Here is a 16,586-nt window from a genome sequence, read left to right on the forward strand (position 1 = left end):
GACATGCGAGGCCCGGAAAAAGGGGGTAGCTCCTCCAGGCCCTCACAGGCCCTGCAGGCGCGACAGGTCTTCCTGCGTCGCCTGGCGCTCGATGATGGTGCGGCCTTGCGCGTCCGTCATTTCGAAGCGGCCGTTATCGATCTCTTCCTTCATGCCGTTGGGATGGACGACCGTGATGCTGTTGCCGGTCACTTCGACCTTGTCGCCGGTCGCCGTGTTGACGTGACTGCCGGTCGCTTCCGAGGCCGAATTGTTGCCTTGGCCCTGACCGTTGCCGTTGCCGTTGCTGCCGTTGCTGGAATTCGAGCCGCCGGCCGAACCGGAATTCGAACCGCCCTGCGAGCCGGAATTGCCACCGCCGCCGTTGCCGCCGCCGTTGCCGCCACCACCACCACTGCCGCCGCGACCGCCGCCGGCATCGGCTGTGGCGGCGGCAATCCTTGGGGCGCCATCAAAGGTAACGTGCCAAGGCGCAAGCGCCAGCGCCAGCGCGCTCGAGACGCGCAAGACCAACCAGGCAAGCCTGCTGAAACGACGATATCGCATATCTTCTCTTTGTTCCGGTTCCACCTCGGCCGGCCGAAGTTCCGCTCGCGGCACAGGCGAAGCGGAACCGGTGTCTTACCTGGCAAGGATTCACATTCCGGCGGGGCGACGGAAGCGGCCTCCGACCCATGCCCCGGCCTGTCGGACCATTTCGGCCGCCATGGGTGACCAACGTCGCAGTCGACAAGGCCTCGCCAAGGCCAAAGCGCGGCGCGCAGAAACGGGGCCGAGGCTCAAAAAATTACCCCCGCACGACGGCGGGGGCAAGGTGAGTGGCAAAGTTCTACCGCAAGACGATCAGGATCGAAGCGACGAAGCAAAAGGTGGCAACCTAATTTTGCAGCGCTAACCTTCGGTCCCTTAAGATCTAATCCCGATAAAACCTCACTCTCACAAACTCACAAACTTTTCAGGCGATCGAGATCGGCAACGGTGGCCTGGCGGTCGACGATGGTGCGTCCGTATTTGTCTTCCATCCTGAACCGGCCGTTCTCGATCTTCTCCTTCATTCCATTGCGGTGCGTGACCTGGATCCGGTTGCGGCTGGCTTCGACTTTATCGCCGGTGAGGGCGTTCACGTGACTTTCGACATCGGCGGCGCTTGCCGCGCTGGGGCTGTTGTGCGTCGCGCTATTGCCCCTGCTGTTCCCACTGTTGTCGCCGCTATTGCCGTTGCCGTTGTTACCGTTGCTGTTTCCGCTGTCGCCGCTGTTACCGCCGTTACTGTTTCCGCCGCTGCCGCTGCTGCCGCTCCCGCTGTTACTGCTTCCGCCGCTCCCGCTGCTGCCCTTCCCGCCGCCGCCGCCGTTTCCGCCGTTGCCGCCGCCGTTTCCGCCGCCATTGCCGCCTTTGCCGGCATAGGCCTTGGTCACGACCGGACCATCGAGAGAGACAGTGAAAGGCGCGACGACAAGCGCCGACGCAACCAGCGCCGGCAAGACCAGCCTGCGGCCCATGCGCGTTCCGCGCATCCCCATCTCCCCACGCCAGCCCTTCGGCCCGTCGGCCGCACTACCCCACCGGCAATGTCGCAGCATAAGCATCCCCAATCGGCTGTGCATAAGGAAGTGGCCCACGACCCTTGTCTTGTCCACTCGGACTTATTGCGCTTTTCCGTAGGACCTAAGTCTGATTTCAACCACCGGATGTGGTCGGACATTGCCGCCGGAGGTCGATTTTTTCCAAGCCGGCCAAGCCTTACGACGCGGCGCAGACCCGCTGCACACTTCCAGGCTCGGCGCGCGGCAGGTCCGGCAGGCGGATTCAGGCGGGCGACGGCACCGGCCGCCGTGCCGCGACCGCCGTGCCGAAGACGGCGGCAATGACCGCGGCGATGCCGGCGCATTGCAGCAGGCTGAGCTTCTCATGCAGGAACAGAAAGCCGGTCAAGGCGCCGCCCGCCGGCTCCAGGCACACAAGCATGCCATAGACCTTGGCGGGCATGCGGGCCAGCACCAGCATTTCCAGGTAGAAGGGCAGCGCGCTGGAGAACAGGCCGACCACGGCCGCGCCCGCCATGATGTGCGGGTCGCCGAGATAGGGTTGCGCGGCGCCGAAGCCGAAAGGCAGCGCCAGCACCGCGGCGATAGCCATGCCATAGGCGGAGGTGCGCACGCCAAGCTCGGCGCCGGCCTTCTGCGCGAAGACGATGTAGAGCCCCCAGCAGGCGCCGGCCGCCAGCGCCAGCGCCACACCCGCCGGATCGAGCCCGCGGCTGGCATCGGCAAATGGCGAAAGCAGCACGATGCCGACTATCGCCAAAGCCACCCAGACGAGGTCGAGCAGGCGCCTGGAGCCAAGCGTCGCGACAAACAGCGGCCCGGTGAATTCGAGCGCCACGCAGATGCCGAGCGGAATGCGCTGGAGCGCGGCATAGAAAAGCATGTTCATGGCGCAGACGGTGACGCCATAGGCGACGAGCCAGGGCATGTTCCGGCGCGAGGGCAGCACCTGCCATGGCCGCAGCGCCGCCGCCAGCATCAGCGCGCCGATGGCGAGCCTCAGCATCGTCGTGCCTTCCGAGCCGAGCACCGGGAACAGGCTCTTGGCGAAAGCGGCGCCGAGCTGCACGGAAAGCATGGCGCCAAGCAGGCCGAACACGGGCATGGCGCCCACCCCGGGAGCTGAGCTGACGGCCGGCGATGACATGCATTCCTCTCCCATATCCGTCCTGGCGCGACGGGGTCGGTGGGGCTTAGCGCGAAGCGCGGCGCCTGTCGTGAGGCAGCGAGAGACGGTCGGCTGGGACAAGGGATGGTTGCCGGCCCCATACGCCGCCCCGCTCTCCACCGGAGGCATGCACCGCAGTGCGGCAAGATCACTGCCGCAGCGCACAACACCTTGAACTCAAAGCGATTTCGACCAACGGCCCACAGTATCGTTGGAGTACAAATCTCTGCACTTTGACATTGCTTCCAATACTCTAGCGAAAGTTGCGGATATTACTTCAACACACTTCACCAATTATTATCCACCGACTCTCGGGACTAAAGTCCCATATATTTTAGGACCACAGGCTTCGCTCCAAAAAAATTTGAGGGAATTCATAACCTTCGACGCAGGGATCACGACTTTGTTTCAGCCGTGAAGGCATTGTGTGTTGCGCCGCAACATCGCGGCGACAATCGTTCGCGATAAAACAGTGGAGGATTCCGTCATACACGTGACAGTGGGCAGTGCGCTGACCGCCGCCGGCGGTCGGCACCTTGGGCCCGGCAAGCGACGCTTGCCGGCATGGCCTCGTGTCATCCCTCCTTCGCATCATGGGAGACATGCGGCCCGCGGAAGCCACTGATGGCCAACACCCGCGACATTCAGCTGGATTCGCTGCGGGCCGTTGCCGTGATGCTGGTGCTTTATTCGCATTTTCTCGCGTCCGGCGGCTCTTCCTTCCTCGGCCATCTCGGCGTGCGGCTGTTCTTCGTGCTCTCCGGCTTCCTGATCACACGGCTTTTGCTGGAGGCGCGCGACGCCGCCGCATTCGAGGCCGGACCGGCGCTGCGGTCCTTCTATGCCAGGCGCGCGCTGCGGATATTTCCGCCCTATTTCGCGGTGCTGGCATTCGTCTGGCTGACCGACCTGGAACAGGCCAGATCGTCGCTCGCCTGGCATGCGCTCTATCTCTCGAACTTCTGGTATGCACACCGCAACGACTGGACGCCCTGGTTGCTCTGCCATTTCTGGAGCCTCAGCATCGAGGAGCAGTTCTATCTCGCCTGGCCGCTGATCGTGCTTCTGGCGCCGCGCCGGCGCATCGAAGCGATCACCATAGCCGTCATCGCCTTCTCGCTCGCCTGCCGCTTCTACTGGCCGGTCGCGGCCGACCCGGCGCTCGCCCGGGACCTGTTGCCGCCGGCCTCGATGGACGCGCTTGGCGGCGGCGCCCTGCTGGCGGTCCGCCACGCCAGGGGCGCCGGTGTGCCGCGATGGATGCGGCTCGGCTGGCCGGCCCTGGCGGCGGTCTTCCTGCTTGTCGTCCGGTCCGACCCTGGGCCGGCGAATTCGCTATGGGAGTGGCCGCGCTGGGTGCTGGTGCAGGTGCTGCCGCTGGTGCCGATGGTGGCGATCGTCGCCGCCTGCTCGACCGGCCTCGGCGGCACGCTCGGCAGGCTGGCCGAGTTGCGGCCGCTGCTTCTGCTCGGCCGCATCAGCTACGGCGTCTACCTCTACCATTCGATCCTCCTGGCCTATGTCGTCAAGGCGCAGCCCTGGATCCCGCTCGATGTGTCGGAACAGGGGCCGGGCCGGTTCCTGGTCGCCGGCGCAGGCACGATCGCCGCCGCCACGCTGTCCTGGGTGCTGTTCGAAAGGCCTTTGAACAGCCTCAAGCGCTATTTTCCTTACGTTAGACGCGCACGCGCGCCGGGCGAGACCAACTGGATCAGCCCGACGGCCGGTGGGCTCGAGCTTCGGCGAACGGAGGCGAGGCGATGATGGCGAGCGCGCCCCTCATCTCCGTGCTTTTGCCGGTCTACAATGCCGAGCCCTTCGTCGCTGCCGCGATCGGCTCGATCCTGCGGCAGGACTACCGCCGGCTCGAAGTCATCGCCATCGACGACGGATCGACCGACCGCTCGCTGGAAATCCTCGAACGCTGCCGCAAGGCCGACGGCCGCGTTCGCCTCATCTCGCGCGAGAACCGCGGCCTCGTCGCCAGCCTCAACGAGTGTCTGGCGGTCGCGCAGGGCGAACTCGTGGCGCGCATGGACGCCGACGACTTCGCCTATCCCTGGCGGCTGTCGCGCCAGGCGGCGCTGTTTGCCGCGCGGCCGGAACTCGGCTTCTGCGGATCACTCGTCGACACATTGCTGCACGGCCGCATAGCGCGGGGCAGGCCCGATCCGGTGTTCCGCCTCGACCTGCCGGTGCTGGCGAAATTCTTCACCATCTTCATGCACCCGACGGTGGTCTATAACCGCCGGGTCATCGGCGCCGCCGCCCTTCATTACGACGGCTCTTACGGCCATGCCGAGGATTTCGACCTCTTCCGGCGGCTCGCCGACCGCTATCCGGCGGCGATGATGAAGGAGAGCCTGCTGGTCTACCGGATCCATCCCGGCAGCGTGACCAGCCGGCACGCGAGCGAGATGCGGCGCACGCACCTCAGGATCGTCGGCGAGAATCTCGAGCGCGAGCGCCTCGCGGACGACACCTCGGACCTGCGCGCCATCGGCGATGTGGTTTCCGTCGAGACCGTGCGCCGGGCGGCAGGGTTCATCCACGCGCTGGAAGAGCGGATCGCCGCCCTGCCCGACACGACACGGCCGAGCTTCGAGGCTGGCGCGCTGAACCTGTTCTATTTCCTCTACCAGCTCGTCAACGACGAGGAACGCCCGGCGCTGACGCATGAATTGCTGACGCTGACGGCGAAATGGAACGCCATCCGCCGCCGCGAGAAATACGCGCTCAGCCCCGGCGCCTGGGCGCCATGGCTCAGCCAGGCCTCGATGTGGGCGGGAAAACGGGCGGATTGGGTCGCCTACCGCTTCCAATCGGCGCCGGCGGCGTCCGCGCTCGCGCCCTACCGGATGGGGGCCGCATGAGGCGAGGTGTCGCTACCGCCGGAGCCGCGCCATGAACGCCGGGCGCCATCCGCTGCTGCACCCGGCCCCGCCGGCGCCGCCTTGGCCCAGGCGGCGGCCGCAGGTTTCCTTCATCGTCTGCACGTGGGACCGGCTCGCGATGCTGGAGGCGTGCATTGGATCGATCCGCGACGCCTGCCGGGCGCATCCCGCCGTCACCGCAGAGCTCGTGGTGGTCGACAACGGCTCGCGCGACGGCACGGCCGAATATCTTTCGCGGATCGCCGCGACCTCCGACATTGCGCTGGCCGCGATCCGTGAGCCGCGAGCCGGGCTGGCGGCGGCGCGCAATGCGGGGGTGGCGCAAGCGCGCGGGCGAATCCTGGTCTTCGTCGACGATGACTGCAGGCTCGACCGCAACTACCTTGCCGACCTGCAGCGGCACTATGCCAGCGGCGAGAGACGACTGATCCGCGGCGGCCGCGTCGAGATCGGCGACCCGCGCGACCTGCCCTTCACCATCAAGCGCTGCGACAGGCGCGAGCGGCTGACGCCAGCCGTCCATCCGGGCGGCTTCGTGCTTGGCTGCAACATGACCATGCACCGCGACGTCGCCGCCCGCATCGGCCCGTTCGACGAGCGCTTCGGCGCCGGGGGGGCGCTGCGCTCGGCCGAGGACACGGACTATCTGGTGCGGGCCATGCTCGCCGGCATGGCGGTCGAATATGTGCCCGACATGACGATCTTCCATCACCATGGCAGGCGCGACCGCAAGGCGGTCGACCGGCTGCACCGCGACTATCATTTCGGCAACGGCGCGCTGTGTCTCAAGCATGCCCGACGCGCGCCCTGGCTGCTGCGCCATTTCTACTGGGCGGGCCGCGCGGCGCTGCGCGAGTTGGCCGGCGGCCCGCGCTTCGACCAGGAGCTCAGGCTGTCGCACTGGCCGATCGTTCTCATGAACCTCGCGGGCGCGGCGAAATTCATGCTGCTCGTGCTCGCCGGACGCCAGGAGCAGCAGGCACGGCCGAGCCAGGAAGCCGCCGAAGCCAGGGCGGAGGCCGGCGCGCGATGAGCATGCGCAAAACCCCAACGCTGTCGCTTTTGCGGCGGGCGCTCGGCCGCCGGCAGCTCGGCCTGCTGCCCGTCGTCGTCGCGCTCGGCCTGGCAAGTGCGGCGCTCGAAGGGTTCGGCGTCGGGCTGATCATCCCGCTGCTTGGCATCATCATGGGGCACGGCGAGCCGACGGTCATGGCCGGCCTCTCCGCCCTGCTGCAGAAAGTCGGCGCCGGACTGGGCGAGCGCGAGCGGCTGATCGCGATTGCGGCCGCGATCCTGGGCTCTATCCTGCTCAAGAACCTGCTTGCCTTCGCCAATTCGGTGCTGACCGCGCATATCTATGGCAAGGCCAGCCAGGCGATCCGCGGCGCGCTCGCGGAGCGGCTGCTTTCGGTCGGCTATCCCTTCTTCCTGAAGGAAAGCCCAGGGCGGCTGCTCAACATCATCTCCAACGAATCCTGGCGGGCGTCGGACGCCATCCAGGGGATGCTCACCGCTGTCGTCAGCGCCTCGGCTGCGGTCATCCTGCTAGTGTTCCTGCTGCTGTTCTCCTGGCAGATGACGCTCCTGGTGATGCTCGGCCTGGCGCTGGTGCAAGCCGCCCATATGGCGCTGTCGGCGCATCTCAGGGGCCCGAGCCGCAGCGTGGCGGCGCGCAACAGCGCGTTGGCCTCGCAGATGCTGCATCTCGTCCATGCCGGCCGGCTGATCCGCATCTTCGGCCAGGAGGCGCGCGAGAAGGCAGCGTTCGACAAGGCCTCCGACGGCGTGCGGCGGGCGGCCTTCCTGCTTGCCAACCGCCAGGGCGCGCTGGCGCCGCTGACCGAAGTGCTGCACGCGGTGCTGTTCCTGGCGGTGGTGATCGGCGCCTGGCTTGCGGGTTTGAGCTTTCCGCTGGTCGCCGCCTTCCTGATCCTACTCTACCGCCTGCAGCCGCATGTGCGGGCGCTGCAGATGACCTGGAGCCAGTTGCAGGGGCTTTCCGGCTCGCTGGAAGAGGTGAGCTGGCTGCTCGACCCGACGGGCAAGCCGGCGCCACCGCAAGGCAGCCGGCCATTTGCCGCTTTGAGCGACAGGATCGCCTTCGACGGCGTGAGCTTCAGCTATGCCAATGAGGAGCAGCGCGCGGCGGTGCTGCACGCCGCGAGCTTCGACATCATGAGCGGCCGCTCGACAGCGCTGATCGGCCGCTCCGGCGCCGGCAAGACGACGATCGTCAATCTGCTCTGCCGCTTCGTCGAGCCGGACGGCGGCAGGATCCTGGTCGACGGCGCGTCACTCGGCGATATCGACCCGGTCGCGTGGCGGGCCCATATCGCCCTGGCCAGCCAGGAGTTGGAGCTGGTGGACGGCACCATCCTCGACAACATCACCTATGGCAAGGACACGGCGACACCCGAGGAAGCGCGCCGCGCGGCGACGCTCGCCGAGGCGCATGAGTTCATCGAGCGCCTGCCGCAAGCTTACCAAACCATCGTCGGCTATCGCGGCGTCAACCTTTCGGCCGGGCAGCGGCAGCGCATCGCGCTGGCGCGCGCGCTGGTGCGCGACCCCGACATATTGATCCTCGACGAAGCCACCAACGCGGTGGACGGGCTCTCCGAAGCGGCGATCGTGGAGACGCTGAAATCGCGCGCCGGCCGCCGCACGACGATCGTCATCAGCCACCACCACTCGACGATCTCGTTCTGCGACGATCTGGTGATCCTGGAGCACGGCCGGGTGAAGAAGCAGGCGCCGTTCGCGACGCTGGCGGCGCGCAGCATGGATGAATTGTATCAGCCGGAGTGAAGGGGGATTCGCCGGGCCTCCCCCTGAGACGCTGGCGGGACAGCGCGCCCCTCCGCCCTGCCGGGCATCTCCCCCCGTTTGGGGGCCTCAGCGGGAGATGGAGATCAGATGTCCGCCGGTTCGTGCGACGAGTTCGTCGACCAACAGGTCCCATGCCGCCGAGTTTCGGGACCGCCGTGCACCAGCACGATTGTCATTCGTCATCCTCACTTATGGTCAACCAAGGCCTCGCGGCCCGGGACGGCGCGTGCACTGCGCCGGCTTACAGCGACACGATCTCGGCGAACTCGAACTCCAGGAACCCGTGGGCGACGAACGGTAGCCGCGCCACTTGCGCCTTCGCCTCAGCCAGATCGGTACAGTGCAAAACTCCAAACACGCCGCCGCCGTCGGCCCTTCGATAGGCCGCCGACAGAACGCCTTCAGCGCGCAACTCGGCGACCACTTGGTCTTCCCCGGCGCGGTAGGCTTCGAACCCTTTTTTCTTCCAAGCGTCCGCCGTGATCAAGAAATCCATATTCATAGTCCTTTCCGTCGTGTGTTCGGGGGTGGCGTTCAGGACATCGGGACGATCTTGCACGTACAGTACCGTGCGATCTGCCACGCGCCGATCGTCGATCTCCGCAGGACGAACAGCTCCTGATACTGTGCAGGCTGAACTTCGCCGGTTGCTTTGATCGTCTCAGTGCCCTCGGTTGCGCTGCGGACGAAGGCCCATTCAGCGCTCATCCGGACGACTTCCTTGATCTCGTAGGTCATGTCGAAGCCGACAGCCTCGAACACCTTGGGATAGACCATGGCTAGCACGTCCTTGCCCACGACCGCTGGCCTGCCCGGAGCCATCAGCACTCCGTCATCGGCGTAATTCGCCACCACGGCGGCTGCATCAGCGCGGTTGAACGCGGTCAGGTAGGAGATGGCCGTCGCTTCGACCGCAGCCAGCTCGTCATCGGATGTTCCACTCACCGCCATATCCTGGCCTCCGTTAGTTTAGACCGGCAGGCGGACGCTGAGATTTTCGACCGGGCCGGATAACGCGGCCTTGGCCGCCACGCTCGCGTCGTCGACGAGGACCTCCGCGGCCCCGGCCTCCAGCGCGTCGACGATGCGGGCCGCCGCCACCGCGGGCGAGGTCTTGGGTACCTTCAACCCGGCTGTCATGTCGGTGTCGAGAAAAGCGGCGTGCACGCCCAGCACCTGCGTGTGCTGGGATGCCAGCTCGTCGCGCAGGGAGTTCGACAACGACCACATGGCGGCCTTCGACGCGCCGTAGGCGCCGCCACCACTGAGCCAGGATAGGACCGAGTGCATGTTGACGATTGCGCCGCCACCGTTGGCCGCCAGGATCGGTGCGAACGCCTTCGCGATGCGAAGCGGGCCATAGACGTTGACGTCGAACATCTCGGCGACACCGTCGAAGTTACCGGTCAACAGGGACTCCGGCACTAGGGCGCCGGCGTTGTTGATGACGATGTTCACGTCGGTCGCGATTTGCGCCAAATCCGAGATTGCCTGGGACGAACGCACTTCCAGCGCCTGGGTGACGACCGACCCGCGGGAATCCGGCTTCGGCTCGCGTGCTGTAACGTATACCTTTTTGGCCCCGCGCCTCAGAACCTCCTCGACCAACGCCGCGCCGAGTCCGCGCTGGCCTCCGGTGACCAGCACTACAGCATTTCTTACTGCGACCATGGCGCCATCCAGCCTTTCTGGGTAACCTGTCCGTTAGTCTAGTTACCCCAGACATCTGGGTAACGCAATAGTTATTTAGGGGAGAGTCGGATGTCGATGAAAGTTGAGAACCAGCTCGCCGACCGCACTCGGTGGCGTCCTGAATTCTGTTCGATTGCGAAGACGCTCGATCTGCTGAGCACCAAGACAACATTCCTGGTGCTGCGGGAATGCTTCTATGGCACGAGCCGGTTTGAAGACTTCGTCAATCGGATACCGGCCTCAGCGCCGGCGCTGTCTCGCGCGCTCAAACAATTGGAATCGGCGCAGATCGTCACAAGGGTCCCCTACCGTGACCCCGGCGCCCGGGCTCGCGATGAATACCGGCTCACCCCCGCGGGCGAGGATCTCCTGCCGGTGGTCATGTCGCTTTCGCTGTGGGGGAATAAGTATATCTACAACGGCTCTCCCCCATTCTCATTCGTCGATGCCCGCACCGGCCAACCGGTCCGGGTCTGCGTCACCACAGACAACGACGTTCCCGAAGCCCAGTCGAGCGACATCGAGATACGAGCAAACTTCACCCTGGACTGAACGGAGATACTTTGCGAACCGACGTGGCCTACAGCGCCTCATCGCCATTCCGCGGTCGATCATGTGCTTGATCTGTTGTGTCTGCGTGGCGAGGTGGCGGATCTCTATTGCGACGCCAACGGCCGCCCGGGAATAGATCCTGAGGTTGCGGTCCGTCTATTGTTTGCGGGTTTCCTGCTTACCATCGATGCTGCCGCCCGCCTGTTCGAGAACCAGTCGCGTCTTCACCGGAGAGGAGTGGACATCATACCTTCCTCACCGACCCCTGCACCGATTATCGGTGTTGCAGGAGTGTTGCGGCACCAAAGCTGCCAATCTCCCCCCTTGTGGAGGGAGATGTCCGGCAGGACAGAGGGGGGCGCTGTCCCGCCAGCCTTGCCAATGTTCGGCGCGTCCCGGTACTGGTAGTCTTCTAGAGGCCGGCATAAACAGAGGTTGGCGCTCCTTCGCGCCCCCCTCTGCCCTGCCGGGCATCTCCCCCACAAGGGGGGAGATCAGCTACTCACCCCGCCATGGCCAGCGGCTGCGCGCTCTTGTTGGGGATCTGGATGTCGATCTCCAGCGTCGACATGGTGGCGCCGCGCTCCATCGAGACCTGGAGGTAGTCCTGGTCGATCTGCACGTGCCTGGCAATGACCGCCATGATCTCCTCGCGCAGGACGGAGACGAGATCGGGCTGGCCGCGGCTCTGGCGCTCATAGGCGAGCAGCAGCTGCAGCCGCTCGCGCGCCACCGGCGCGCTGGTGCGCCGCTTGAAGAGGTCGAGTATGCTCATGCGGCCCTCCTTCCGAGCAGCCGGTCGAGGAAGCCCTTGCGTTCGAAGGGGACGACCACCGGCAGGTCCTCACCTTCCAGGCGTCTTGCCGCTTCGAGATAGGCCTTGGCGGCGGAATTGAGCGGTTCCGACAGCGTGACTGGCGCACCGAGGTTCGAAGCCCTCAGCACATCCTGGCTTTCCGGGATGATGCCGAGCAGCGGCGTGGAAAGGATCTCCAGCACGTCGTCGATAGACAGCATCTCGCCACGCGCGGCGCGCGCCGCGTCATAGCGCGTCACCAGCACGTGCTTTTGCACCAACTCGCCCTGCTCGGCCTTGATGGTGCGGGCGTCGAGCAGGCCGATGATGCGGTCGGAGTCGCGCACCGACGATACTTCCGGGTTGGTGACGATGACCGCCTCGTCGGCGAAGCGCATGGCAAGCTGGGCGCCGCGCTCGATGCCGGCCGGGCTGTCGCAGAAGACATAGTCGAAGACCGAGCGCAGCCGGGCGATGACTTCGGCCACTCCCTCCTCGGTCAGTGCGTCCTTGTCGCGCGTCTGCGAGGCCGGCAACAGATAGAGCGTCTCCAGCCGCTTGTCGCGGATCAGTGCCTGCGAAAGCTTCGCCGTGCCCTGGATGACGTTGACGAGGTCGAACACCACGCGGCGCTCGGCGCCCATGATGAGGTCGAGGTTGCGCAGGCCGACGTCGAAATCGACCAGCGCCACCTTCTTGCCGGTCTTGGCCACGGCGGCGCCGAGCGCGGCCGTCGAGGTCGTCTTGCCGACGCCCCCCTTGCCCGAAGTGACCACGACTACCTTACCCATATATCCAGCCTCCATTGGCGGTTTTTATTCTCTGGCCGTGCACGGCACGGCGGCATTCTTTCGTCCTTGCCGCATGTCGTTCTCCCAAAACCGCTGCACACTTTGGGCGACATGCACTGATGACCTTCGCACGCGAAACCGGTCCGAAGCTTGCGGCCAAAAACTCAGCCGAGCGGCACCACGCACAGCGCATCATTGTCGAGGAAGGCCTGCACGGCCTTGCCGCGCGACACGCCCTCCATTTCCTCGGCCGTGGTGTACCAGCCGTCGACGGCGAGCAGCTCGGCCTCGTTCTTGCGGCAGAAGATGCGCGCCGAAATATTGCCTTCCGAGCCGGCAATCGCGCGGCCGCGCAGCGTGCCATAGACATGGATCGAGCCGCCGGCGACGATCTCCGAGCCGGAGGCGACCGAGCCCAGCACGATGACATCGCCATGCGGGTGGAAGACCGACTGTCCGGAGCGGATCGGCGCCTTGATCATCAAAGTGCCGGCGGACGGCTCGTGGCGGGCCGACTGAGCGCCCGTTCTTCCCGGTTCGTTTTGGGCCGATCCGTTCTGAGCCGATTCGTTTTGGGCCGATTCGTTTTGGGCCGGTTCGATCCTGACCGCTTCGAGCCTCGCCAGTTCGGGGTCCACCGGCTCATCGCCGGACATTTCCAGGTGGGGAACCTCCGCAGGCGCCGCCTCTTGCGCCACCTCGGCCCGCCCCTCGGCGACCGCCATCTCGAGTTCTTCCGCCCGCGCCTTGCGCGCGGCCCGGCCGAGCAAGCCTTCGGCGGTCGCCTCCTTGGCGCCGGCCAGCAGCGGCGGCAGTTCGGGCCCGAGCTCGGCGCCATCCAATTCGATGGCGTAGACGCGGATGCCGCGCCGCGCCAGCGTGCCGACCAGTGCGGCGATCTCCTCCGGCCCCGGCTGCAAAGTGTTCAGATCCAGCACCACCGGCCGGCCGTTGAAATAGCCCGGCGAATTGGCGATCCAGCGGTCCAGCCCCTCCAGCCAGTCGGCAATCGGGGCCTCCGGCGTCAGCGTGAAAGCGACGAAGGAGCGGGCGCGGAAGCGGATGGATTTGTTCTGCAAAGGGGCGGCGAAGGTCACGACCAGGCGAATCCTTACTCAATGGTTAAAGGGTGCCGGGCTAATGGTTAACAAAAGGTTAATTTCGAGGGTGGCGGCCGTTAAGGAAATGGCGCGGCTAAGGTTTGTGGCAGGCCGGCCACACGGCCTGCCCCCGCGCCCCGCAGCACGCCGGAGACTTGGGTCCGGACGAGCCGGGCATGTGAAGTTCCTAATACGCGAACCAAGGCACGCGGGACCCGGCGACCGGGCAGTAGGTTGGGTACTCGATCTGGGCGGGTTAGGGCTCGTTGCAGGCGGTTTAGGCGATGGCAGTCTGACGTCTCGGCATTCGGCGTGACTCCGGCGCGCTCGCGCATCTATAGGGTAGAACCCGCCCTCTTCCCGGAGCCGCCTATGTCCGCCGCACTCCTCCCCGCCCTCCGAGCCGCCCTCCCCCACGCCACCATCTGGGACGCCGCCGAACTCGCTACCCGCGATCCCGGCTTCGACGCGCGCAATTTCGGCGCCTCCGCTCTGGTGCGGCCGCGCGATGCCGAGGGCGTCGCGGCGCTGGTTCGGTTCTGCGCGGAGCATGGCGTCGGCCTCGTTGCCCAGGGCGGGCGCACCGGGTTGGCGGGCGGGGCGGCGACGTCCGAGGGGCAGGTGATCTGCGACCTCGGCGCCATGAACCGCATCGAGGAGATCGATCCGTTCGCGCGCGTGGCGATCGTCCAGGCGGGCGCGACGCTTGGCGCGCTGCAGGAGGCGGCGGCTGAGCATGGGCTCGATCCGGGCATCGACCTCGCCGCGCGCGGCAGCGCCACCATCGGCGGCATGGTTTCCACCAATGCCGGCGGCATCATGGCGTTTCGCAACGGCACGATGCGCCACCGCGTGCTCGGGCTGGAAGCGGTGCTGCCGGACGGGCGGGTGTTCCGCGACCTCACCCGCGTGCCGAAGACCAGCGCCGGCTATGATTTGAAGCACCTCTTCATCGGCGCCGAGGGCACGCTCGGCATCGTCACCCGCGTGGCGGTGCGGCTCGACCCGGTGAACGGAGCGAGCGCCACCGCGCTTGTCGGCGTGCCGGATGCGCAAAGCGCGCAGCGCATCGTGCGGCATTTCCTGGGCTCGACCAGCACCCGGCTTACCGCCGCCGAGATCCTGTGGCGCAACTTCGCCGCGCTGATGCAGCGCGGGCTTGGCTATGCGCCGGGCACCCTGCCGCTCGATGCGCCCTGCCTGCTGGTACTGGGCCTGGGCGCCGACTCGATGGACGCGGCGCGCGGCGCGCTCGAGGACGGGCTGGCGGCGATCTGGGAACAGGCAGGCATCGTCGACGGGCTGGTCGCAAGCTCCGACGCGCAGGCGGCGGCGATGTGGCGGCTGCGCGAGGAGACCGAGCAGATCGAGCGCGCGCACCCCATGGCGCCCTCCTTCGACGTCTCGGTGCCGGGCGGCGGGCTGGACGCCTATGTGGCGCGCATCGAGGCGGGGCTGAAGAAGCTCGACGCTTCCTACGCGCCCTATGTCTACGGCCATCTCGCCGACGGCAATCTGCACATCTCGGTCAACACCGACGGGCCGGTCCCGCATGAGCGGCACGCGGCGATCGAGGACGTGCTCTACGACGGGTTGCGCGAGGCCGGCGGCTCGTTCTCGGCCGAGCATGGCGTCGGGCTCGAGAAGCGCGAGGCCTATGAGCGCCACGCCGACCCGGTGAAGCGGGACTTAGCAAGGATGATCAAGGCGATGATCGATCCCGACAATGTCCTCAATCCGGGGAAGGTTGTGGCGCGGGAGTGAAAGCGGAACCCTCAGAGAGGGGGGTGTGAAGGATCGCAGCGCTGCTGGATTTCTTCCCATTCGCCGCTCGGCGAAGCGGAGGCGGAGAAGAGGAACTGCGTTACAAAGCCCCCTCTCCGCCTCGCCGCGCTCAGCCCCCACTCACTCGAACGCGGGGACCAAAACCAACTCAAGCCGCCAGCTGCACCTCGCGCGCAGCGGCGATCATCACGCCGGCAAGCAGCCCGTAGGCCGCCGTCCAGGCCTCGCGCACCGGCGGCGTGAAAGCCTCGCCGAGACCGGTATCGAGCGTCTCGATCAGCGCCTGGCCGACGGTCGCGTAGTGCTGCTCCTCGACGCCATAGCCGACATGGCGCCTGGCGAGATCCTGCACGGTGGGCAAAATAGTTTCGGCGCGCGATAGCCCGTGCACGACGAAGCCCAGGGCCGCCATCAGCTTGGCGCCCTGCTTTTTGATGTCGGTTTCGCGAAACAGCGCCCTCAGGCTGCCGTCGATCGCGAACAGCTTCTCGTAGAACAAAGCCGCGGCGGCTTCCCGGATCGGGACCACTCCGCGAAAACTCTCCTGCACAAGCCTGATCTGGTCGGGTGTCATCGCCGCGTCGCTCCTGGATTTTGGCCTTGCTCGACCATCGGCCTCGGGCGTTTCGCGGGCATGCCGGTTGCAGGGAGGCTGTGTTTCAGTCGCGTCTCAGGTTTGTATCAGGGTTGCGGAAGCTGAGCCCACGACAGCGGAGTCCATCAAGCGCCGGCGAGACAGCGGTGGGTGCGAAGCAATCGGGCGATATTCCGGTCTGGATTTCCGCTCCTCACCGATTGGACGACGAAGTATCGCGAACCGCCACCAACCGCTTCGCCGCATCCGCCGCGGCGGCACAGTAGCTCCGGTCGCCATGGATCAGGATCATCACCATGGCGCCCTCGATCAGCAGCGACAGTTCGCGCGCCCGCGCCTTCGGCGCCGGCACGTTCGCCTTTTCAAGCAGCGTTTCCAGCTGCTGCTCCATCAGCGCCTTGTGCTGGCGCGCGATCGAGCGCGCGGGGTGGCCCGACAGGTCGGCAAGCTCGATCGCCAGCCGGGTAAAGCCGGAGCCCGCCCAGCGCGGCTTGGACGACCATTTGACCAGCCCCTCGAACAACTTGTCGATCAGCGCGTCCGCGTCGCCCGACGGGTCGATGCCATAGTGCTGGAAGTCGGCGAAGGTGCGCTCGTGCTGGGAGGCGAGCACGGCCGTCAGCAGCGCGTCCTTGCTGTCGAAGTGGTAATAGAGCGTGCGCTTGGTGACGCCCGCCGCGTCCGCGATCTCGTCCATGCCGACGCGGAAAAAGCCGCGGCGGCGAAACAGCTTGTACGCCGCCTGCAGGATCACGGGCTTCGTCGCGTCGGACGCTCTGGGCATGGACGCCGCCGTTGAAAGTATACTCGCTAGTGAATTTACATCAGGACGGGCGA

At 66.3% G+C, this 16,586-nt stretch carries 17 protein-coding genes; 6 read left to right on the forward strand and 11 right to left on the reverse strand.

Annotated elements, in window-relative coordinates:
- Window positions 1-42 precede the first annotated feature (42 nt).
- From F3H96_RS30505 to F3H96_RS13370, 3 genes are all read right to left on the reverse strand, one after another.
- The gene (locus tag F3H96_RS30505; protein ID WP_188131383.1) at window positions 43-546 is read right to left on the reverse strand and encodes a hypothetical protein; all 504 of its coding nucleotides are present in this window, start codon (window positions 544-546) and stop codon (window positions 43-45) included.
- A gap of 398 nt (window positions 547-944) precedes the next feature.
- Window positions 945-1,517 carry a hypothetical protein gene (locus F3H96_RS30510; protein ID WP_188131384.1) on the reverse strand — a complete coding sequence of 191 codons (573 nt, stop codon included), beginning with the start codon at window positions 1,515-1,517 and terminating at the stop codon, window positions 945-947.
- Between the two features lie 292 nt (window positions 1,518-1,809).
- Window positions 1,810-2,694 (reverse strand): DMT family transporter, encoded by an 885-nt coding sequence (locus F3H96_RS13370; protein WP_210248154.1) that lies wholly within the window; start codon window positions 2,692-2,694, stop codon window positions 1,810-1,812.
- A gap of 645 nt (window positions 2,695-3,339) precedes the next feature.
- On the opposite strand from F3H96_RS13370, the gene F3H96_RS13375 reads away from it, so the two are divergent.
- From F3H96_RS13375 to F3H96_RS13390, 4 genes are read left to right on the forward strand one after another with little or no spacing between them, the layout of a single operon-like run.
- A complete protein-coding gene (locus F3H96_RS13375; RefSeq protein WP_149802207.1) occupies window positions 3,340-4,479 on the forward strand; it encodes an acyltransferase in 1,140 nt (379 codons plus the stop codon).
- A complete protein-coding gene (locus tag F3H96_RS13380; protein WP_149802208.1) occupies window positions 4,479-5,588 on the forward strand; it encodes a glycosyltransferase family 2 protein in 1,110 nt (369 codons plus the stop codon). The genes F3H96_RS13375 and F3H96_RS13380 overlap by 1 nt, the downstream gene beginning before the upstream one ends.
- A gap of 31 nt (window positions 5,589-5,619) precedes the next feature.
- A complete protein-coding gene (locus tag F3H96_RS13385; RefSeq protein ID WP_149802209.1) occupies window positions 5,620-6,642 on the forward strand; it encodes a glycosyltransferase in 1,023 nt (340 codons plus the stop codon).
- 2 nt (window positions 6,643-6,644) lie between these two features.
- On the forward strand, window positions 6,645-8,417 hold the full coding sequence (locus F3H96_RS13390; RefSeq protein ID WP_149802371.1) for an ABC transporter ATP-binding protein: 1,773 nt from the start codon (window positions 6,645-6,647) through the stop codon (window positions 8,415-8,417).
- A 262-nt stretch (window positions 8,418-8,679) separates the two neighbouring features.
- On the opposite strand, the gene F3H96_RS13395 is transcribed toward F3H96_RS13390, so the two are convergent.
- From F3H96_RS13395 to F3H96_RS13405, 3 genes are read right to left on the reverse strand one after another with little or no spacing between them, the layout of a single operon-like run.
- Window positions 8,680-8,940 carry a hypothetical protein gene (locus F3H96_RS13395; protein ID WP_149802210.1) on the reverse strand — a complete coding sequence of 87 codons (261 nt, stop codon included), beginning with the start codon at window positions 8,938-8,940 and terminating at the stop codon, window positions 8,680-8,682.
- A 32-nt stretch (window positions 8,941-8,972) separates the two neighbouring features.
- Window positions 8,973-9,389 carry an SgcJ/EcaC family oxidoreductase gene (locus F3H96_RS13400; RefSeq protein ID WP_244619993.1) on the reverse strand — a complete coding sequence of 139 codons (417 nt, stop codon included), beginning with the start codon at window positions 9,387-9,389 and terminating at the stop codon, window positions 8,973-8,975.
- Window positions 9,390-9,407: 18 nt separating this feature from the next.
- Complete coding sequence (locus tag F3H96_RS13405; protein ID WP_149802211.1) at window positions 9,408-10,109, reverse strand: SDR family oxidoreductase; 702 nt, start codon at window positions 10,107-10,109, stop codon at window positions 9,408-9,410.
- Between the two features lie 90 nt (window positions 10,110-10,199).
- Here F3H96_RS13405 and F3H96_RS13410 point away from each other — a divergent pair, with 90 nt between their 5' ends.
- Window positions 10,200-10,682, forward strand: coding sequence for a helix-turn-helix domain-containing protein (locus F3H96_RS13410; RefSeq protein WP_149802212.1), 483 nt, complete (start codon window positions 10,200-10,202; stop codon window positions 10,680-10,682).
- 502 nt (window positions 10,683-11,184) lie between these two features.
- Here F3H96_RS13410 and minE read toward each other — a convergent pair.
- From minE to minC, 3 genes are all read right to left on the reverse strand, one after another.
- Window positions 11,185-11,457 (reverse strand): cell division topological specificity factor MinE, encoded by a 273-nt coding sequence (gene minE / locus F3H96_RS13420; protein ID WP_149802213.1) that lies wholly within the window; start codon window positions 11,455-11,457, stop codon window positions 11,185-11,187.
- On the reverse strand, window positions 11,454-12,269 hold the full coding sequence (gene minD / locus F3H96_RS13425; RefSeq protein WP_149802214.1) for a septum site-determining protein MinD: 816 nt from the start codon (window positions 12,267-12,269) through the stop codon (window positions 11,454-11,456). The genes minE and minD overlap by 4 nt, the downstream gene beginning before the upstream one ends.
- Before the next feature lie 164 nt (window positions 12,270-12,433).
- Complete coding sequence (gene minC, locus F3H96_RS13430; protein ID WP_149802215.1) at window positions 12,434-13,366, reverse strand: septum site-determining protein MinC; 933 nt, start codon at window positions 13,364-13,366, stop codon at window positions 12,434-12,436.
- Between the two features lie 375 nt (window positions 13,367-13,741).
- On the opposite strand from minC, the gene F3H96_RS13435 reads away from it, so the two are divergent.
- Window positions 13,742-15,133, forward strand: a complete 1,392-nt coding sequence (locus F3H96_RS13435) for an FAD-binding oxidoreductase (protein WP_149802216.1) — start codon at window positions 13,742-13,744, stop codon at window positions 15,131-15,133.
- Window positions 15,134-15,302: 169 nt separating this feature from the next.
- Here the strand turns inward: F3H96_RS13435 and F3H96_RS13440 are convergent, their stop codons facing one another.
- Window positions 15,303-15,728 (reverse strand): globin family protein, encoded by a 426-nt coding sequence (locus tag F3H96_RS13440; RefSeq protein WP_149802217.1) that lies wholly within the window; start codon window positions 15,726-15,728, stop codon window positions 15,303-15,305.
- Window positions 15,729-15,942: 214 nt separating this feature from the next.
- A complete protein-coding gene (locus F3H96_RS13445; protein WP_149802218.1) occupies window positions 15,943-16,533 on the reverse strand; it encodes a TetR/AcrR family transcriptional regulator in 591 nt (196 codons plus the stop codon).
- Window positions 16,534-16,586 lie beyond the last annotated feature (53 nt).

The sequence above is a fragment of the Mesorhizobium sp. NFR06 genome (genome assembly GCF_900115245.1).
In the GTDB taxonomy this organism is placed as follows: Bacteria; Pseudomonadota; Alphaproteobacteria; order Rhizobiales; family Rhizobiaceae; genus Mesorhizobium.

Coding starts and splice junctions, on each gene's coding strand:
- F3H96_RS30505 (WP_188131383.1), bottom strand. CDS start 546: ATGCGATATCGTCGTTTCAGCAGGCTTGCCTGGTTGGTCTTGCGCGTC.
- F3H96_RS30510 (WP_188131384.1), bottom strand. CDS start 1,517: ATGCGCGGAACGCGCATGGGCCGCAGGCTGGTCTTGCCGGCGCTGGTT.
- F3H96_RS13370 (WP_210248154.1), bottom strand. CDS start 2,694: ATGTCATCGCCGGCCGTCAGCTCAGCTCCCGGGGTGGGCGCCATGCCC.
- F3H96_RS13375 (WP_149802207.1), top strand. CDS start 3,340: ATGGCCAACACCCGCGACATTCAGCTGGATTCGCTGCGGGCCGTTGCC.
- F3H96_RS13380 (WP_149802208.1), top strand. CDS start 4,479: ATGGCGAGCGCGCCCCTCATCTCCGTGCTTTTGCCGGTCTACAATGCC.
- F3H96_RS13385 (WP_149802209.1), top strand. CDS start 5,620: ATGAACGCCGGGCGCCATCCGCTGCTGCACCCGGCCCCGCCGGCGCCG.
- F3H96_RS13390 (WP_149802371.1), top strand. CDS start 6,645: ATGCGCAAAACCCCAACGCTGTCGCTTTTGCGGCGGGCGCTCGGCCGC.
- F3H96_RS13395 (WP_149802210.1), bottom strand. CDS start 8,940: ATGAATATGGATTTCTTGATCACGGCGGACGCTTGGAAGAAAAAAGGG.
- F3H96_RS13400 (WP_244619993.1), bottom strand. CDS start 9,389: ATGGCGGTGAGTGGAACATCCGATGACGAGCTGGCTGCGGTCGAAGCG.
- F3H96_RS13405 (WP_149802211.1), bottom strand. CDS start 10,109: ATGGTCGCAGTAAGAAATGCTGTAGTGCTGGTCACCGGAGGCCAGCGC.
- F3H96_RS13410 (WP_149802212.1), top strand. CDS start 10,200: ATGTCGATGAAAGTTGAGAACCAGCTCGCCGACCGCACTCGGTGGCGT.
- minE (WP_149802213.1), bottom strand. CDS start 11,457: ATGAGCATACTCGACCTCTTCAAGCGGCGCACCAGCGCGCCGGTGGCG.
- minD (WP_149802214.1), bottom strand. CDS start 12,269: ATGGGTAAGGTAGTCGTGGTCACTTCGGGCAAGGGGGGCGTCGGCAAG.
- F3H96_RS13435 (WP_149802216.1), top strand. CDS start 13,742: ATGTCCGCCGCACTCCTCCCCGCCCTCCGAGCCGCCCTCCCCCACGCC.
- F3H96_RS13440 (WP_149802217.1), bottom strand. CDS start 15,728: ATGACACCCGACCAGATCAGGCTTGTGCAGGAGAGTTTTCGCGGAGTG.
- F3H96_RS13445 (WP_149802218.1), bottom strand. CDS start 16,533: ATGCCCAGAGCGTCCGACGCGACGAAGCCCGTGATCCTGCAGGCGGCG.